General features: G+C 60.2%; 11 protein-coding genes. 9 read left to right on the top strand and 2 right to left on the bottom strand.

Features of this window, described 5'->3' with window-relative positions; genetic code table 11:
• Positions 1 to 43: 43 nt before the first annotated feature.
• Together BLR69_RS26690 and BLR69_RS26685 are read right to left on the bottom strand one after the other, a co-directional pair.
• Positions 44 to 1,438, bottom strand: a complete 1,395-nt coding sequence (locus BLR69_RS26690; RefSeq protein ID WP_071488573.1) for a PhoH family protein — start codon at positions 1,436 to 1,438, stop codon at positions 44 to 46.
• Positions 1,439 to 1,777: 339 nt separating this feature from the next.
• Positions 1,778 to 2,902, bottom strand: coding sequence for a polysaccharide deacetylase family protein (locus tag BLR69_RS26685; RefSeq protein ID WP_071494074.1), 1,125 nt, complete (start codon positions 2,900 to 2,902; stop codon positions 1,778 to 1,780).
• A 241-nt stretch (positions 2,903 to 3,143) separates the two neighbouring features.
• Between BLR69_RS26685 and yaaA the strand changes: the two genes are divergently transcribed.
• The 9 genes from yaaA (at position 3,144) to BLR69_RS26635 (ending at position 16,044) form a co-directional block, all read left to right on the top strand.
• Positions 3,144 to 3,923, top strand: coding sequence for a peroxide stress protein YaaA (yaaA, locus tag BLR69_RS26680; protein WP_071494075.1), 780 nt, complete (start codon positions 3,144 to 3,146; stop codon positions 3,921 to 3,923).
• Positions 3,924 to 4,812: 889 nt separating this feature from the next.
• Positions 4,813 to 6,129, top strand: coding sequence for a nucleotide sugar dehydrogenase (locus BLR69_RS26675; protein ID WP_071494076.1), 1,317 nt, complete (start codon positions 4,813 to 4,815; stop codon positions 6,127 to 6,129).
• An 83-nt stretch (positions 6,130 to 6,212) separates the two neighbouring features.
• The gene (gene alg8, locus BLR69_RS26670) at positions 6,213 to 7,694 is read left to right on the top strand and encodes a mannuronan synthase (protein ID WP_162276396.1); all 1,482 of its coding nucleotides are present in this window, start codon (positions 6,213 to 6,215) and stop codon (positions 7,692 to 7,694) included.
• A 35-nt stretch (positions 7,695 to 7,729) separates the two neighbouring features.
• Positions 7,730 to 8,896, top strand: coding sequence for an alginate biosynthesis protein Alg44 (locus BLR69_RS26660; RefSeq protein ID WP_071494077.1), 1,167 nt, complete (start codon positions 7,730 to 7,732; stop codon positions 8,894 to 8,896).
• 135 nt (positions 8,897 to 9,031) lie between these two features.
• Entirely contained in the window at positions 9,032 to 10,414 is a 1,383-nt protein-coding gene (gene algK, locus BLR69_RS26655; protein ID WP_071494078.1) for an alginate biosynthesis TPR repeat lipoprotein AlgK, read from the top strand.
• The gene (locus BLR69_RS26650; RefSeq protein WP_071494079.1) at positions 10,411 to 11,898 is read left to right on the top strand and encodes an alginate export family protein; all 1,488 of its coding nucleotides are present in this window, start codon (positions 10,411 to 10,413) and stop codon (positions 11,896 to 11,898) included. Before algK ends, BLR69_RS26650 begins: the two co-directional genes overlap by 4 nt.
• Positions 11,898 to 13,466 carry a mannuronan 5-epimerase AlgG gene (gene algG / locus BLR69_RS26645; RefSeq protein ID WP_071494080.1) on the top strand — a complete coding sequence of 523 codons (1,569 nt, stop codon included), beginning with the start codon at positions 11,898 to 11,900 and terminating at the stop codon, positions 13,464 to 13,466. The genes BLR69_RS26650 and algG overlap by 1 nt, the downstream gene beginning before the upstream one ends.
• An 11-nt stretch (positions 13,467 to 13,477) precedes the next feature.
• Positions 13,478 to 14,926 carry an alginate O-acetyltransferase gene (locus BLR69_RS26640; protein WP_071494287.1) on the top strand — a complete coding sequence of 483 codons (1,449 nt, stop codon included), beginning with the start codon at positions 13,478 to 13,480 and terminating at the stop codon, positions 14,924 to 14,926.
• An 8-nt stretch (positions 14,927 to 14,934) separates the two neighbouring features.
• Positions 14,935 to 16,044, top strand: a complete 1,110-nt coding sequence (locus BLR69_RS26635; protein ID WP_122304790.1) for a mannuronate-specific alginate lyase — start codon at positions 14,935 to 14,937, stop codon at positions 16,042 to 16,044.
• Positions 16,045 to 16,214: the final 170 nt, after the last annotated feature.

Here is a 16,214-nt window from a genome sequence, read left to right as displayed (position 1 = left end):
AACGGGCGTCCCATGGGGCGCCCGTTTTAGTAGGTGCTGACGGTCAGAGATGGGATTCGGCGTATTCGGCCAGGATCGAACGTGGAACACCCTGCAGCGCAATGTGCACGCCGTTCGGGAAGTCTTTGAAGCGTTCAGTCAGGTACGTCAGCCCGGAGCTGGTCGCGGACAGGTAAGGGGTGTCGATCTGTGCCAGGTTGCCCAGGCACACCACTTTGGAACCGGCGCCGGCACGGGTGATGATGGTTTTCATCTGGTGCGGCGTGAGGTTCTGGCATTCATCGATCAGGATCAGGCTCTGCTGGAAGCTGCGACCTCGGATGTAGTTGAGGGATTTGAACTGCAACGGCACTTTGCTGAGGATGTAGTCGACACTGCCATGGGTGTTTTCATCATCCATGTGCAAGGCTTCGAGGTTGTCGGTGATCGCCCCCAGCCAAGGCTCCATTTTTTCCGCTTCGGTACCGGGCAGGAAACCGATCTCCTGGTCCAGGCCCTGCACGCTGCGGGTGGCGATGATGCGGCGATAGCGCTTGGTCACCATGGTCTGCTCGATGGCGGCAGCCAGGGCGAGGATGGTTTTCCCCGAGCCTGCGGCGCCGGTCAGGTTGACCAGGTGGATGTCCGGGTCGAGCAGCGCGTACAGTGCCAGGCTCTGGTAGATATCCCGCGGTTTCAGGCCCCAGGCTTCCTGGTGCAACAGGGGCTCCTGATGCAGGTCGAGGATCAGCAGCTTGTCGACCTGGATCTCTTTGATCCAGCCCACGAAGCCCTGTTCGTCGACGATGAATTCATTGATATGTACGGCCGGCAGGTTTTCGATCAACTGCACCTGGTGCCAGGTACGGCCATGGTCCTGCCGGGTTTCGACCTTGCTGACGCGGTCCCAGAACGAGCCGGTAATCATGTGATAACCACGGGACAGCATCGACACGTCGTCGACCAGTTGGTCAGTGCTGTAGTCCTCGGCCGCGATCCCACACGCTCGGGCCTTGAGGCGCATATTGATGTCTTTGGTCACCAGCACCACGCGCAGGTCCTTGTCACGGGCGTGCAGGTCGATCAATTGGTTGATGATCTTGTTGTCGTTCAGGTTTTCCGGCAGCAGGCTGTTGGGCTCGCTGCGCTTACTCATCAGAATCGACAGCAAGCCCTTGGGTCCGCTTTTGCCGCGCTGGATCGGCACGCCGACTTCAACATCTTCAGGCGAGGCTTCGCCCAATGTCTTGTCGATGAGACGGATGGCCTGGCGGCATTCGGCGGCCACGCTGTGGTGCCCGCTTTTGAGTTTGTCGAGCTCCTCAAGCACGATCATCGGGATGGCGACGTGGTGTTCTTCGAAGTTGAGCAGTGCGTTTGGATCGTGGATCAATACGTTGGTATCAAGCACATAAAGGATTGGCTGGTCGGAAGAAGGGTTACGTCCATGATCATCCATACTCGGTCACCTTTGTGGGAGCCAGTCGACGCAATACCTGGGCGGTGCTGCGCCTCGATTCGACCACCGACTGCACCTGAGTGACGTCAAGCGCAGTGCCCACATGAGGAGTCTTGGAAGACGCCACCTGTGCTGCAGGTTTCGGCGATCTGACTTCGTAATACCGCAAAACGTGTGACAGGAAAAAGCACTTTGACGCTTTTTTGAAGTTTATTTTTCAGGATGACGAATAGCACTAGCCGAGTGCCACATACCCCGCTAAAGTCGGAAGTCCGCCTGCATCGAAATGTCGCACGAAATCACCCCGAAACTGCCAAAAACCCAACAGTTACGGGCACTTCAGCGAAACGCTTCCCGGCAGTCCTGCCAACCCAGACCACTCTGCGCCGTTGCCTGTAACAGCATGGGTAAAGCGACCCGCGCCTTGTCCTGGGTGTCGTGAAACACAATCACGCCTTTGCGCCACAACAGCATCAAGGTCAGCACCCGTTGCGCCGACTCATCGGCCTTGAGCTTGCCCGGTTCATCCTGGGAATCGATATCCCACAACGCCACCTGCAAGCCCTGGGCTTGAAAGAAACCCTGGCTGTCCGCGCGGCGCTGGCCATAGGGCGGACGGAACAGCGGCACGTAGTTTTCCGGCATCAGGTTCTGCGCCAACGACGCGCTGCGGGTGATCGAACTCTGCCAGTCCACCCAATGGCTGTGGGAACGGTACTGCCAACCCTGGGTGCCAACACACTGGCCCTGGTACAACGCCTGCACATCGGCAACCGAGCTGCGCTCGACCCGGGCCTGCAGGCTGCTGCCGAGGGCGAAGAAGGTCGCGTTCATCTTTTGCTTGCGCAGGTAGTCGGCGAGCCAGTCGGTATTGCCGCTGACGGGGGCCGGGCCGCCATCGAACGTCAGCAGGAACAGGCGATCGTTGAACTCGTCGCCATTGCGCTCATGGTCGCCGAAACGCGCGATTTCGCTGCTGATCTGCGGAAACAGCGCCGCCTTGCGCAGCAATTCATCCAGGTAGCGCTCATGGAAAATATGGCTCGGACCGGCCCAGCCTATATAGAAGGAGTTTTCGCTGACCTCGAACTTGCCGGCCTGCTCGCGCAGGTCGTCCATGTTTTCCACCAAATAGCAGAACGACGCGTCTTCCTCACAGCTCTGCTGGGCGAAGGTGTAGTTCTCCAGCAGGCGCTGCCAGAGCTGGCGGCGCAGGTCGTCGATGGCGGCCAGGTTGATGATCTTCAGGCCCAGGCGTTGCTTGAGCGCCGTTTCGTCCTGGTTCTCACTGGCCAGCAGGCTGTGGGCGAACATCAGGATTTCGGCGCGTGAAGCCACATCGAACAGCGCCGGGCTGCCGAGTTTTTCGGGCCAGGTGCCACGGTCCAGGCTGGCCACATCCACGGGCGCGGCCTGGGCATTCAGGCACAGCAGGCATGCCGACAACAAAAGTGCTATTCGCACACGGGGTCTCCCTCTCCAGAGTCACCGGCCATCATAGCGGACTGGCCGCCGATTATTGTAGGAGCGAGCTTGCTCGCGAAGGATGTTAACGATGACGCGGTTCCTCCTGAATGAAAGCGGTGACTGTGCGTTTTTCGCGAGCAAGCTCGCTCCTACAGAAATCGGGCATCTATGGGCTTCATAGGTGGAGTCAAACTGCCCAACCCCCTAGAATCGCCTCACGTTTACAGGAGACGACTTCATGCTGATGGTGATTTCCCCCGCCAAGACCCTCGATTTCGAGACCGCGCCGGCAACCCAGCGCTTTACCCAGCCGCAGTACCTGGACCATTCCCAGGAGCTGATCGAGCAACTGCGTGAGTTGAGCCCGGCGCAAATCAGCGAATTGATGCACGTATCCGACAAGATCGGCGGCCTCAACGCCGCCCGTTTCGGCAGCTGGACCCCGGCGTTCACCCAGGACAATGCCAAGCAGGCGCTGCTGGCGTTCAAGGGCGACGTGTACACCGGCCTGAATGCCGAGACGTTCAGCGATGCCGACTTCACCTACGCCCAGGACCACCTGCGCATGCTCTCGGGCCTGTACGGCCTGCTGCGCCCCCTGGACCTGATGATGCCGTACCGCCTGGAGATGGGCACCAAGCTGCCCAATGCCCGTGGCAAGGACCTGTACGCCTTCTGGGGCACGCGTATCAGTGAATGGCTCAACGAAGCGCTGGCCGCACAAGGCGACGACGTGCTGCTCAACCTGGCCTCCAACGAGTACTTCTCGGCGGTCAAGCGTACGGCGCTGACCGCGCGGATCATCAACACCGAGTTCAAGGACCTGAAGAACGGCCAGTACAAGATCATCAGCTTCTACGCCAAGAAAGCCCGGGGGATGATGAGCCGCTTTGTGATCGAGGAACGCATCAACGACCCGGCGAAGCTCAAGCAGTTTGATGTGCAGGGCTATCGCTTCAATGCCGAGCAGTCCAAGCCGGACAACCTGGTGTTTCTACGCGATCACGCACCGGAATAAAGCCCTAATAAGCGCTGATGTACAAATGTGGGAGGGGGCTTGCCCCCGATGGCAGTGCATCAGTCGATACATTCGTGACTGAACCACCGCGATCGGGGGCAAGCCCCCTCCCACATTTTTGACCGCATTTTAATTCATGAATCGTCATATTTTTGGCGTCAAAAAATATCCTGACGCATCTCTAACAATTCTTTCACTCGACATTCGTCGATTTTTTTCGTAGTGGCACCACTTTTTTCAAACACTAGTGGCACAAAACTATCCCCGCGCGCCAACTCCCTATAACTACTGGCCCAAATAGCAAGTGCTATCAATATACTACCAGTGCCATCTTTCCTAATATTTCAAGAAATTTCAGGAAACAGGATGAGTGGCCCGGAACTTCGCCTAAACCCACGGCTCATACCACCGGTAACGAAATTCTCTGTTTCTGTAAGAGATGACTTACATGACGACCCAAGGAAGTAGCGAAGTTGCCTCATCAACTTTGACTCACGGGTCATATCATCAACTGATATGAGTTGAGGGCGGCGATAAGGATCCATTGCTATCCCCTATAGGCCAAGGCAGCGCTTACCCAAATGTGTCAGTGATGACACCCAAGACGTTGATAAATAAAGGCTAAAAGCCTCTATCAGGGTCTTGCGGCACTGGCGTCGGCACCTTTCCCCAGAAAGGCCGGCTGCATTTCAGGGCAAGCCCCAATAACAAGGCCAAGTTGCGCACAACTTGAGTGCAATAGTTAGTCACTCACTAATTAACATGCCTGTACGCGGTAAGTCGGCGTCTATTCGCCCAACTTCCGTGGCATCAGTGACGCTTGCAAACATGAACTCCGGCCAATTATTGGCATGATTAATACGGTCTTGAAGACGAAGAGGTAAATGCGATGCGCATCAGCATATTTGGTTTAGGTTACGTTGGCGCAGTCTGTGCCGGTTGCCTGTCTGCCCGTGGCCACGACGTGGTCGGCGTAGACATCTCCAAGGACAAGATTGACCTGATCAATGCAGGCAAATCGCCAATCGTTGAGCCCGGTCTGGGTGAGTTGTTGAGCCAGGGTATCGAAACCGGCCGGCTGCGTGGCACCACCAACTTCGCCGACGCCATCCGTGATACTGACCTGTCGATGATCTGCGTCGGCACGCCGAGCAAGAAAAACGGCGACCTGGAACTGGACTACATCGAAGCCGTGTGCCGCGAGATCGGTTTTGTCCTGCGTGACAAAACCACCCGCCACACCGTGGTCGTACGCAGCACCGTACTGCCGGGCACCGTGGCCAACGTGGTGATCCCGATTCTCGAAGACTGCTCCGGCAAAAAAGCCGGCGTCGACTTCGGTGTCGCGGTCAACCCGGAATTCCTGCGTGAATCCACCGCCATCGCCGACTACGACCTGCCACCGATGACTGTCATCGGCGAGTTCGACAAAGCCTCCGGCGATGTCCTGCAGTCGCTGTACGAAGAACTCGACGCACCGATCATCCGCAAGGACATCGCCGTTGCCGAAATGATCAAGTACACCTGCAACGTGTGGCACGCCACCAAAGTGACCTTCGCCAACGAAATCGGCAACATCGCCAAGGCCGTCGGCGTCGACGGTCGCGAAGTGATGGACGTGGTGTGCCAGGACAAGACCCTCAACCTGTCCCAGTACTACATGCGCCCAGGCTTCGCCTTCGGTGGTTCGTGCCTGCCTAAAGACGTGCGTGCCCTCACCTACCGCGCCGGTTCACTGGACGTGGAAGCGCCGCTGCTCAACTCGCTGATGCGCAGCAACGAGTCCCAGGTACAGAACGCCTTCGACATCGTCTCCAGCCACGACAAGCGCAAAGTCGCCCTGCTGGGCCTGAGCTTCAAGGCCGGCACCGACGACCTGCGCGAAAGCCCGCTGGTCGAACTGGCCGAAATGCTGATCGGCAAGGGCTTCGACCTGAGCATCTACGACAGCAACGTCGAGTACGCCCGTGTCCACGGTGCGAACAAGGACTACATCGAAGGCAAGATCCCGCACGTGTCGTCCCTGCTCAATTCGGACTTCGACGCCGTGATCAACAACTCCGACGTGATCATCCTGGGCAACCGCGATGAGAAGTTCCGTGCCCTGGCGCAGAACGCACCGCACGGCAAGCAAGTGATCGACCTGGTGGGCTTCATGTCCAAGGCCACCTGTGCCACAGGTCGCACCGAAGGCATTTGCTGGTAACAGCAACGGCAAGTTCCGGGCTGCAAGCGTTCCCATCCCCAGCGCTTGCAGCCGGGAGCCTTCTTCACCTTCGGATGACGCTTATGTCCAAGTTAAAACACGTACTGCTCCAATCCGCCGGCTGGCTGTTCTTTTTGAGCCTGCTGATGGGACTCGCCCTGCTCTTGCCGGCGAGTACGTTCGACTCCGAGTCGAAGAATTTTATTTTCCTGATTGGCGCCGTCGGCATCTGGCGCTACTCGATGGGTGCTACGCATTTCTTTCGCGGCATGCTGTTCCTGTATGTGGTCTACCCGCACCTGCGCCGCAAAGTGCGCAAGCTGGGCAAGGCTGCCGACCCGTCCCATGTGTTCCTGATGGTCACCAGTTTCCGTATCGATGCGCTGACCACCGCGCAGGTCTACAGCTCGGTGATCCGTGAAGCCATCGAATGTGGCTTCCCCACCACCGTGGTCTGCTCGCTGGTGGAAATGTCCGATGAGCTGCTGGTGAAGAGCCTGTGGGAACGCATGAACCCACCCGAGCATGTGAAGCTCGACTTCGTGCGTATCGCCGGCACCGGCAAACGCGACGGCCTGGCCTTCGGTTTCCGCGCCATCTCCCGCCACCTGCCGGATGACCGCGCCGTGGTTGCGGTGATCGATGGCGACACCGTGCTCGCCGAAGGCGTTGTACGCAAGACCGTGCCGTGGTTCCAACTGTTCGGCAATGTCGGCGGCCTGACCACCAACGAGTTCTGCGAAGTGCGCGGCGGCTACATCATGAGCGAGTGGCACAAACTGCGCTTCGCCCAGCGCCACATCAACATGTGCTCCATGGCCCTGTCCAAGCGCGTGCTGACCATGACCGGCCGCATGTCGGTGTTCCGTGCCAGCGTGGTCACCGACCCGGGCTTTATCGCCGACGTGGAAAGCGACTCGCTGCAACACTGGCGCCTGGGCCGCTTCAAGTTCCTCACCGGTGACGACAAGTCCAGCTGGTTCAGCCTGATGCGCCTGGGCTACGACACCTTCTACGTGCCGGACGCCGCGATCAACACCGTGGAACACCCGCCGGAAAAGAGCTTCATCAAGGCCAGCCGCAAGCTGATGTTCCGCTGGTACGGCAACAACCTGCGCCAGAATTCCCGCGCCCTGGGCCTGGGTGTGCGTCGGCTGGGCCTGTTCACCAGCATCGTGCTGTTCGACCAGCGCGTGTCGATGTGGACCTCCCTGCTCGGCCTGACCGTGGCGATCATCGCCACCTTCAAATACGGCGGCGCCTTCATCCTCGCGTACTTGCTGTGGATCGGCATCACTCGCCTGATTCTCACCCTGCTGCTGTCGTGCTCCGGCCACAAGATCGGCCCCGCGTACCCAGTGATTCTCTATTACAACCAGATCATGGGCGCGCTGGTGAAGATCTACGTGTTCTTCCGCCTCGATCAACAGTCCTGGACCCGCCAGGACACCAAACTGACCCGCGATTTGGCCAGCTTTCAACGTTGGTTCAACACCTGGTCGTCTCGGACCATGACCTTCTCCGCCGGCAGCATCTTCGTTGCCGTGTTGCTGATGATGGTCTGACCCTGCCAAGCCTGAATTAACTAGGAAACCGAACTATGAACAGCCCAGTAAACGCCAACGTTGTCCACGAATCCGAAGCCCAGCGCCAACATGCCCGCGTGAAAATCCCGGCCAAACTGCGCTTTTTCAACACCGACCGCACCCAGACCGAAGCACGGGTGATCGACCTGTCCGCCGGCGGCCTGGCGTTCACCGCCACCCAACCGTTGACCGTCGGCGAAGTGCACAAGGGCCGCCTGCAATTTGTCATCGACAACCTCGGCCTGGCCATGGACGTAGAACTGCAGATTCGCTCCTACGACCGCCAGAGCGGCCGCACCGGTTGCCAGTTCCAGAACCTCGACGCCCAGGACATTTCCACCCTGCGCCACCTGATCACCTCGCACCTGTCCGGCGACATCGTGACCATGGGCGACGTGCTGGCAACCCTGCAACGCGACAACTTCACCAAGGCACGCAAGGTCAAGGATAGCGGCAGCAACATGAGCGCCGCCGGCCGCCTGCGCGCCGTGGTGTTCAGCGCGGGTATCTTCATCGTCGGCCTGGCGGCTTTCGGTTTCATCTTCAAGTCGGTGTACGGCATGTACTTCGTCAGCCATGCCCAGGCCGGCCTGGTGAGCGTGCCCGGCATGAACGTGACCATGCCACGCGACGGCACCGTGCAGAGCCTGCTCAAAGGTGACGCGGTCGCCGCCAAAGGCGCGCCACTGGCGACCTTCAGCACCAGCATGCTCGACGTGCTCAAGGGCCACCTGGACGAAGACCAATTGCAACCGGCCAAGGTCGAAGAGCTGTTCGGCAAGCAAATGACCGGCACCCTGACTTCGCCGTGCGATTGCGTGGTGGCGCAGCAACTGGTGGCCGATGGTCAGTACGCCAGCAAAGGGGACGTGATCTTCCAACTGGTCCCACGTGGCAGCCAGGCCAACGTGGAAGCGCGCTTCACCTATCGCCAGTTCGCTGACGTTCGCCCAGGCACCCCGGTGAGCTTCCAGGTCGCCGACGAAGAACAGATCCGCACCGGCACCATCGTCAGCAGCACCAGCCTGAACAGCGCCGACCTGTCCTCCGACATCCGCGTGCAGATCAAGCCGGACGCACCGCTGGACAGCACCTACGCCGGGCGACCGGTGGAAGTCACCAGCGACCGTGGCCCATCGCTGAACTGGCTGATCGATAAAGCCATGGCCCACGGCCTGTAAGCAGAGGACATGCCTGTGATGACTCTCCCAAACACACCGCGGACCCTGTGGGAGCGGGCTTGCTCGCGAAAGCAGTGTGTCAACCAGCACATTCATCAACTGACAGGGCCCCTTCGCGAGCAAGCCCGCTCCCACATGGGATCTTTGTGCACATTGGCACTGGCCGTCAGCCTCGCCGGTTGCGCCGGCCTGCCCGACCAACGCCTGGCCAATGAAGCGTTCAAGCGCGGCGACACCGTCACCGCGCAGCAGAATTACCAGCAACTGGCAGACCTGGGCTACAGCGAGGCCCAGGTGGGCCTGGCCGACATCCAGGTAGGCACCCGCGATCCGGCGCAAATCAAACAGGCCGAAGCCACCTACCGTGCGGCAGCGGATACCTCGCCCCGCGCCCAGGCGCGCCTCGGTCGCCTGTTGGTGGCCAAGCCTGGCAGCACCGAAGCCGAACACCATGAAGCCGAAGGCCTGCTGAAAAAAGCCTTTGCCAATGGCGAAGGCAACACCCTGATTCCACTGGCGATGCTGTACCTGCAATACCCGCACAGCTTCCCGAATGTGAATGCCCAGCAGCAGATCAGCCAATGGCAGGCCGCCGGTTACCCGGAAGCCGGCCTGGCCCAGGTCCTGCTGTATCGCACCCAAGACACCTACGACCAGCATCTGGATGACGTGGAGCGCATCTGCAAGGCCGCGCTGAATACCACCGACATCTGCTACGTCGAACTGGCCACGGTCTACCAGAAAAAAGCCGAGCCGGAAAAACAGGCCGAGCTGCTCAAGCAAATGGAAGCCGGCTACAGCCGTGGCACCGTCACCGCACAACGTGTTGATAGCGTGGCGCGCGTACTGGGTGACGCAACCCTCGGCCAGCCGGACGAAAAAACCGCCCAGGCCCTGCTGGAAAAAATCGCCCCCGGCTACCCGGTTTCGTGGGTCAGCCTGGCGCAACTGCTCTACGACTTCCCCGAACTCGGCGACGTCGACCAGATGATGAAGTACCTGGACAACGGTCGCGCCGCCGACCAGCCGCGCGCCGAGCTGTTGCTGGGCAAGCTCTACTACGAAGGCAAGTGGGTGCCGGCGGATGCCAAGGCAGCCGAAGCGCACTTCGAAAAAGCCGTGGGCAAGGAAGTGGCCGCCGATTACTACCTCGGCCAGATCTACCGCCGTGGCTACCTGGGCAAGGTCTATCCGCAAAAAGCCCTCGACCACTTGCTGACCGCTGCGCGCAACGGCCAGAACAGCGCCGATTTCGCCATCGCCCAGTTGTTTTCCCAAGGCAAGGGCACCAAGCCCGACCCATTGAACGCCTATGTCTTCAGCCAGTTGGCCAAAGCCCAGGACACCCCGGAAGCCAATGACCTGGCGAACCAGCTCGAAGCGCCCTTGACGCCGGAGCAACGCGCCCAGGGCCAACACCTGGTGCAACAGGAACTGGCCGCCCGCGGCACCCTGGCCCAGAGCACGTTGCAACTGCACGCCCTGGATGAAGAAGACGACGGCGAGGAATCCCTATGAAGCTCAACCCATTCGTCAAGGCCGGCATCGGCCTGACCTTCGCCCTGCTGTGGTCGTGCCCGACCCTGGCCGCGCTGACCGAAGCCAAGAACTTCGGCCTGGAAGTCAAAGCCACCGCACAGTCCGAAGATGACCGCGACCTCGGCACCCAGAAAGGCGGCGACGTCAACGGCGTCGGCCTCGACCTGCGCCCGTGGATCTACGGTGAAAGCGGCGCGTGGAGCGCCTACGCCATGGGCCAGGCGGTGGTCTCCAGCGACATCATCGAGACCGACCCACTGCAACAGTCAGCCGATGACGCGAACCAGCAGACCACCAACAACGACCGCAAGGCCAAGAAAAACTACCTGGCCATGCGCGAGTTCTGGGTCGGCTACAGCGGCTTCACGCCCTACCCCGGCGAGATCCTCAAGCTGGGTCGCCAACGCCTGCGCAACGACGACGGCCAATGGCGCGACACCAATATCGAAGCGCTGAACTGGACTTTCGACACCACCCTGCTCAAGGCCAATGTCGGCGTCGCCGAACGTTTCAGCGAGTACCGCACCGACCTCAAGGAGCTGTCGCCCAAGGACAAGGACCGTCAGCACCTCTACGCCGACGCCGCCTACCAGTGGACGCCCGGCCAGTGGATCGGCCTGCGCGGTCACCACACCCATGACAACGGCAAGCTCGACTACCCGGAACCCGGCGTACCGACCGACTCGTTGGACAAGCGCGAAAACGGCGACCTGAGCTGGCTCGGTATCGAAGCCAACAGCGACGCCTACAACTGGCGCAACACCAACACCGTCAACTACTGGGCCAGCGTCACCGGCATGCGCGGCGACCGTGATTCGGTCAACGCCCTGAACGCCGACGGCACTCGCCCGACCAACGCCAAGCGCAGCGACGATGTCAGTGGCTGGGCCACCGACCTCGGCGTGCGCCTGCGCCTTGACCCGCAGTGGCAAGTGGGTGCGGCCTACTCCCGCGCCAGCGCCGAGTACGAGCAGAACGGCCTGCAAAGCAACCGTTCGAACTGGACCGGCACCCAGTCCCGCGTACACCGCTTCGGTGAAGCCTTCCGTGGTGAGATGAACAACATGCAAGCCATGAGCCTGTTCGGTTCCTGGCAGTTGCGCGAGGACTACGACGCCAGTCTGGTGTACCACAAGTTCTGGCGTGTCGACGGCAACAAGCCGGTGGGCAGCAACGGTATCGATGCGGTGCAGAACAACACCGACGACGTCACCGGCGCGATCCTGTCCAGTACTTCCCTGCCGCTTGAAGATGGCAAGAAAGACCTGGGCCAGGAAATGGACCTGGTGGTCACCAAGTACTTCAAGACCGGGCTGTTGCCGGCTGCGCTCAGCCAGTCGATTGATGAGCCATCGGCGCTGGTGCGTTTCCGTGCCGGCGTATTCAAACCGGGCGATGCCTATGGCAGCAACGTCGACTCGTACATGCATCGCGCGTTTGTCGACGTGATCTGGAGATTCTGATGGGAGCCCGCCCAATGAATGCTCAAAGCCTACTCGTCGCGGCAATGCTGTTGGCCAGTGCCACAGCGTTTGCCGACACGACGGCCAAGGCGCCGACCATCGCCAAGGAACTGCAGCAGGCCAAGACCTACACCATCTCCAGCCCGCCGACCGCGCCGCTGGAAATGGCCAAGCCGGCCCTGCCGGACCTGTCGGGCTACACCGCCGCGGCAATGGAAAAAAAGATCGTAAGGACCAAGCCAGGCAAAATCAGCATCCGCCGCATGATGCAGGAAGACGCCCTCAAGGACTTCATCGGCGGTGACAACAAGATGGCCGAGTGGGTAGTGCGCCAGCACGGTATTCCCCAGGCGATCTTTGTCGACGACGGCTACATGAACCTCAAGGACTTGCTCGGCAAAGTGCCCAAGCAATACCTGAGCGAGACCTCGCCGGGTGTGATCGTGGCCAAATTGCCGATCGTGGTCGGGCGCAAGGGCATCCTGGAAATTGACAAGAAGACCCAGGAGCTGCGCCTGTCCCAGGAAGCCGGTTCGTTCCTGATCAACGACGGCCAGCTGTTTGTGCATGACACCAAGGTCACCGGCTGGAGCGAAAAGGCCAACGGCCCGGCGCTGTTCAAGTCGCCCAAGGAATTTCGCCCGTTCCTGCTGGCCTGGGGCGGCACCGAAACCTACATTTCCAACACTAAGATGGCCAGTTTCGGTTACGCCAACAGTAAGTCGTACGGGGTGAGTATTTCCCAGTACACGCCGAACATGGCCAAGGTGCTCAAGCGTCCGGAGCCGACCGGTTGGATCATCGACTCCGAGTTCTCGGACATGTGGTACGGCTTCTACTGCTACGAGACCACCGGCTTTGTGATCAAGGGCAACACCTACAAAGACAACATCGTCTACGGCATTGACCCCCACGACCGTTCCCACGGCCTGATCATCGCGGACAACACCGTCTACGGCACCAAGAAGAAGCACGGCATCATCATTTCCCGTGAAGTGAACGACAGCTTCATCTTCAACAACCGCAGCTACGACAACAAGCTTTCGGGCCTGGTGATCGACCGTAACAGCGTGAACAACCTGATCGCCGACAACGAGATCTACCGCAACCACACCGACGGCATCACCCTCTATGAGAGCGGCGACAACCTGCTGTGGGGCAACAAGGTGATCAGCAACCGTCGCCACGGCATCCGCGTGCGCAACAGCGTGAACATCAAGCTCTACGAAAACACCGCGATGGCCAACGGCCTGACCGGCGTCTACGGCCACATCAAGGATTTGACCGACACCGACCGCGACATCGCCCTCGACCCGTTCGACGCCAAGGTCTCGCTGATCGTGGTCGGCGGTGAACTGGCGGGTAACGGCAGCGGGCCGCTGTCCATCGACTCGCCGTTGAGTATCGAGCTGTACCGCGTGTCGATGCTGGCGCCGACCAAATCCAGCGGCATCAGCTTCTCCGGCGTGCTTGGCGATCGCCAGGAAGAGATTCTCGACCTGCTGGTGCGCCAGCAGAAAGCCGTGCTGATCGACCCTGTCGAACGCCAGACCGAAATGCAGGACTGAGGATGACCCTTATGCACCCACACATGATCAAACTGCTGAGCCTCTCGGGTCTGACCCTCGGCCTGCTCGCGGCCAGCCAGGGCGTACGCGCCGATGAAGTCAAGGCGCCGACCTTCACCGCCGAGCCATGCTGCAGCCTGTGCCCGGCCGCCCATGATGCGCGCAACTACACCACGCGCTATCAGCAGAACTTCACCACCCTGGTGCAAGCCCAGGGCGACTGGTTGTTCCGGACCCAGGAAGACCTGCGCACCGAGTTCGACACCACCCCGTCCGGCTACAAGCGCATGCAACAACTGCACGACGCGTTCAAGGCCAAGGGCGTGGAACTGGTGGTGGTCTACCAGCCGACCCGTGGCCTGGTGAACCGCAACAAACTCAACCCGGAAGAGAAAGCCAAGTTCGACTTCGACAAGGCCCTGGGTAACTACAAGACCATGCTCGGCCGCTTCGCCAAGATGGGCTACGTGGTACCGGACCTGTCGCCGTTGACCAACGAGCAACTGCCGGATGAACTGCCCGCCCACGACTTCTACTTCCGTGGCGACCAGCACTGGACCCCGTACGGCGCCCAGCGCACCGCGAAAATCGTCGGCGCCAAAGTACGCGCCATGCCTGAGTTCGCCGATATTCCCAAGCGCGAATTCGAAACCAAGCGCTCCGGGCGCATGGGCAAGACCGGCACCCTGCACAACATGGCCGGGCAACTGTGCGGCACCAGCTACGCGATCCAGTACATGGACCAGTTCACCACCGAGCCCAAGGGCGAAGCGGGCGACGGCGACCTGTTCGGCGATTCGGGCAACCCGCAGATCACCCTGGTGGGCACCAGCCACAGCGGCAAGAACTACAACTTTGCCGGCTTCCTGGAACAGGAAATCGGCGCCGACATTCTCAACGTCGCCTTCCCCGGCGGTGGCCTGGAAGGTTCGATGATCCAGTACCTGGGCAGCGACGAATTCCAGAAGAGCCCGCCGAAAATCCTCATCTGGGAGTTCTCGCCGCTGTATCGCCTGGACCAGGAGACCATCTACCGCCAGATGATGGCCCTGCTCGACAACGGCTGCGAAGGCAAGACCGCGCAGATGACCGCGAGCACCACGTTGAAACCCGGCAAGAACGAATTGCTGGTGAACAGTTCGAACAAAGACCTGCGTAATGCCAATCACCAGGTTGATATCCGCTTCGCCGACCCGTCGGTGAAAACCCTGCAAGCCACCCTCTGGTACATGAACGGGCGCCACGAGGACATCAAGATCGAGAAACCCGAAACATCCGATACAGACGGGCGTTTCGCCTTTGAACTGCGCACCGATGAAGACTGGGCCTCGCAGAACTTGCTGGCCGTGGAAGTGCAGGGTCCCGAAGCGGGCGCTGCCGCGCAGAAGGTCGAAGCGAAAATTTGCACACGCAACGTATTCCCAGCTGGTGGTCAGCAGACCGCCTCAACTGGGCAATGAGGTTACCTATGCAGAAGTTACTGATCCCTACGTTACTGGGCCTGGCGATGTTCGCAGGCTCCGTCAACGCCGCCGCACCGCTGCGTCCGCCACAAGGCTATTTCGCACCGATTGAAGCGTTCAAGACCGGCGACTTCAAGGAAAACTGCGACACCATGCCGGCGCCGTACACCGGGCCGTTGCAGTTTCGCAGCAAGTACGAAGGCTCGGACAAAGCCCGGTCCACCCTGAACGTGCAGTCGGAAAAAGCCTTCCGTGACAGCACCGCCGACATCACCAAGCTGGAAAAAGACACCAGCAAGCGCGTGATGCAGTTCATGCGTGACGGTCGCCCCGAACAGCTCGAATGCACCCTGAACTGGCTGGTGTCGTGGGCCAAGGCGGATGCGTTGATGTCCAAGGACTTCAACCACACCGGCAAGTCCATGCGCAAATGGGCGCTGGGCAGCATGGCCTCGGCCTATGTGCGCCTGAAGTTCTCCGACTCGCACCCGCTGGCCAATCACCAGCAGGAATCGCAACTGATCGAGGCCTGGTTCAACAAGCTTGCCGATCAAGTGGTCAGCGACTGGGACAACCTGCCCCTGGAAAAAACCAACAACCACTCCTACTGGGCCGCCTGGTCGGTGATGGCAACGTCCGTCGCCACCAACCGTCGCGACCTGTTTGATTGGGCGGTGAAGGAATACAAGGTCGGCGTGAACCAGGTCGACGACCAAGGGTTCCTGCCCAACGAATTGAAGCGTCAGCAACGCGCCCTGTCGTACCACAACTACGCCCTGCCGCCGCTGTCGATGATCGCCAGTTTTGCCCTGGTCAACGGTGTGGACCTGCGCCAGGAAAACAACAGCGCGCTCAAGCGCCTGGGCGACAAAGTGCTGGCCGGGGTCAAGGATCCCGAGATCTTCGAACAGAAGAACGGCAAGGAACAGGACATGAAGGACTTGAAGCAGGACATGAAATTCGCCTGGCTCGAACCCTTCTGCACCCTCTACACCTGCGCGCCGGACGTGATCGAGCGCAAGCATGGGATGCAACCGTTCAAGACTTTCCGCCTCGGCGGCGACCTGACCAAGGTCTACGACCCGACGCATGAGAAAGGCAATAAAGGTTCTTGACGGAACACGGTGAAAAAATGTGGGAGGGGGCTTGCCCCCGATGGCGGTGTAACAGTCGCCATCTGTGTTGAATGACACACCGCTATCGGGGGCAAGCCCCCTCCCACATTTGATGCCGGTTCCATCAGTAAGAATGTTGTACCGCCCTCCTCCGAAATCGTGGGGGGGTT

It is taken from the genome of Pseudomonas azotoformans (genome assembly GCF_900103345.1).
Lineage (GTDB): Bacteria > Pseudomonadota > Gammaproteobacteria > Pseudomonadales > Pseudomonadaceae > Aquipseudomonas > Aquipseudomonas azotoformans.
The sequence above is the reverse complement of the archived record's forward strand: the minus strand, read 5'-3'. Positions and strand labels throughout refer to the sequence as shown.

Bases quoted from the DNA above. Each gene is read 5' to 3' on its own strand.
- BLR69_RS26690 (WP_071488573.1), bottom strand. From the start codon at position 1,438: ATGGATGATCATGGACGTAACCCTTCTTCCGACCAGCCAATCCTTTAT.
- yaaA (WP_071494075.1), top strand. From the start codon at position 3,144: ATGCTGATGGTGATTTCCCCCGCCAAGACCCTCGATTTCGAGACCGCG.
- BLR69_RS26675 (WP_071494076.1), top strand. From the start codon at position 4,813: ATGCGCATCAGCATATTTGGTTTAGGTTACGTTGGCGCAGTCTGTGCC.
- alg8 (WP_162276396.1), top strand. From the start codon at position 6,213: ATGTCCAAGTTAAAACACGTACTGCTCCAATCCGCCGGCTGGCTGTTC.
- BLR69_RS26660 (WP_071494077.1), top strand. From the start codon at position 7,730: ATGAACAGCCCAGTAAACGCCAACGTTGTCCACGAATCCGAAGCCCAG.
- algK (WP_071494078.1), top strand. From the start codon at position 9,032: ATGGGATCTTTGTGCACATTGGCACTGGCCGTCAGCCTCGCCGGTTGC.
- BLR69_RS26650 (WP_071494079.1), top strand. From the start codon at position 10,411: ATGAAGCTCAACCCATTCGTCAAGGCCGGCATCGGCCTGACCTTCGCC.
- algG (WP_071494080.1), top strand. From the start codon at position 11,898: ATGGGAGCCCGCCCAATGAATGCTCAAAGCCTACTCGTCGCGGCAATG.
- BLR69_RS26640 (WP_071494287.1), top strand. From the start codon at position 13,478: ATGCACCCACACATGATCAAACTGCTGAGCCTCTCGGGTCTGACCCTC.
- BLR69_RS26635 (WP_122304790.1), top strand. From the start codon at position 14,935: ATGCAGAAGTTACTGATCCCTACGTTACTGGGCCTGGCGATGTTCGCA.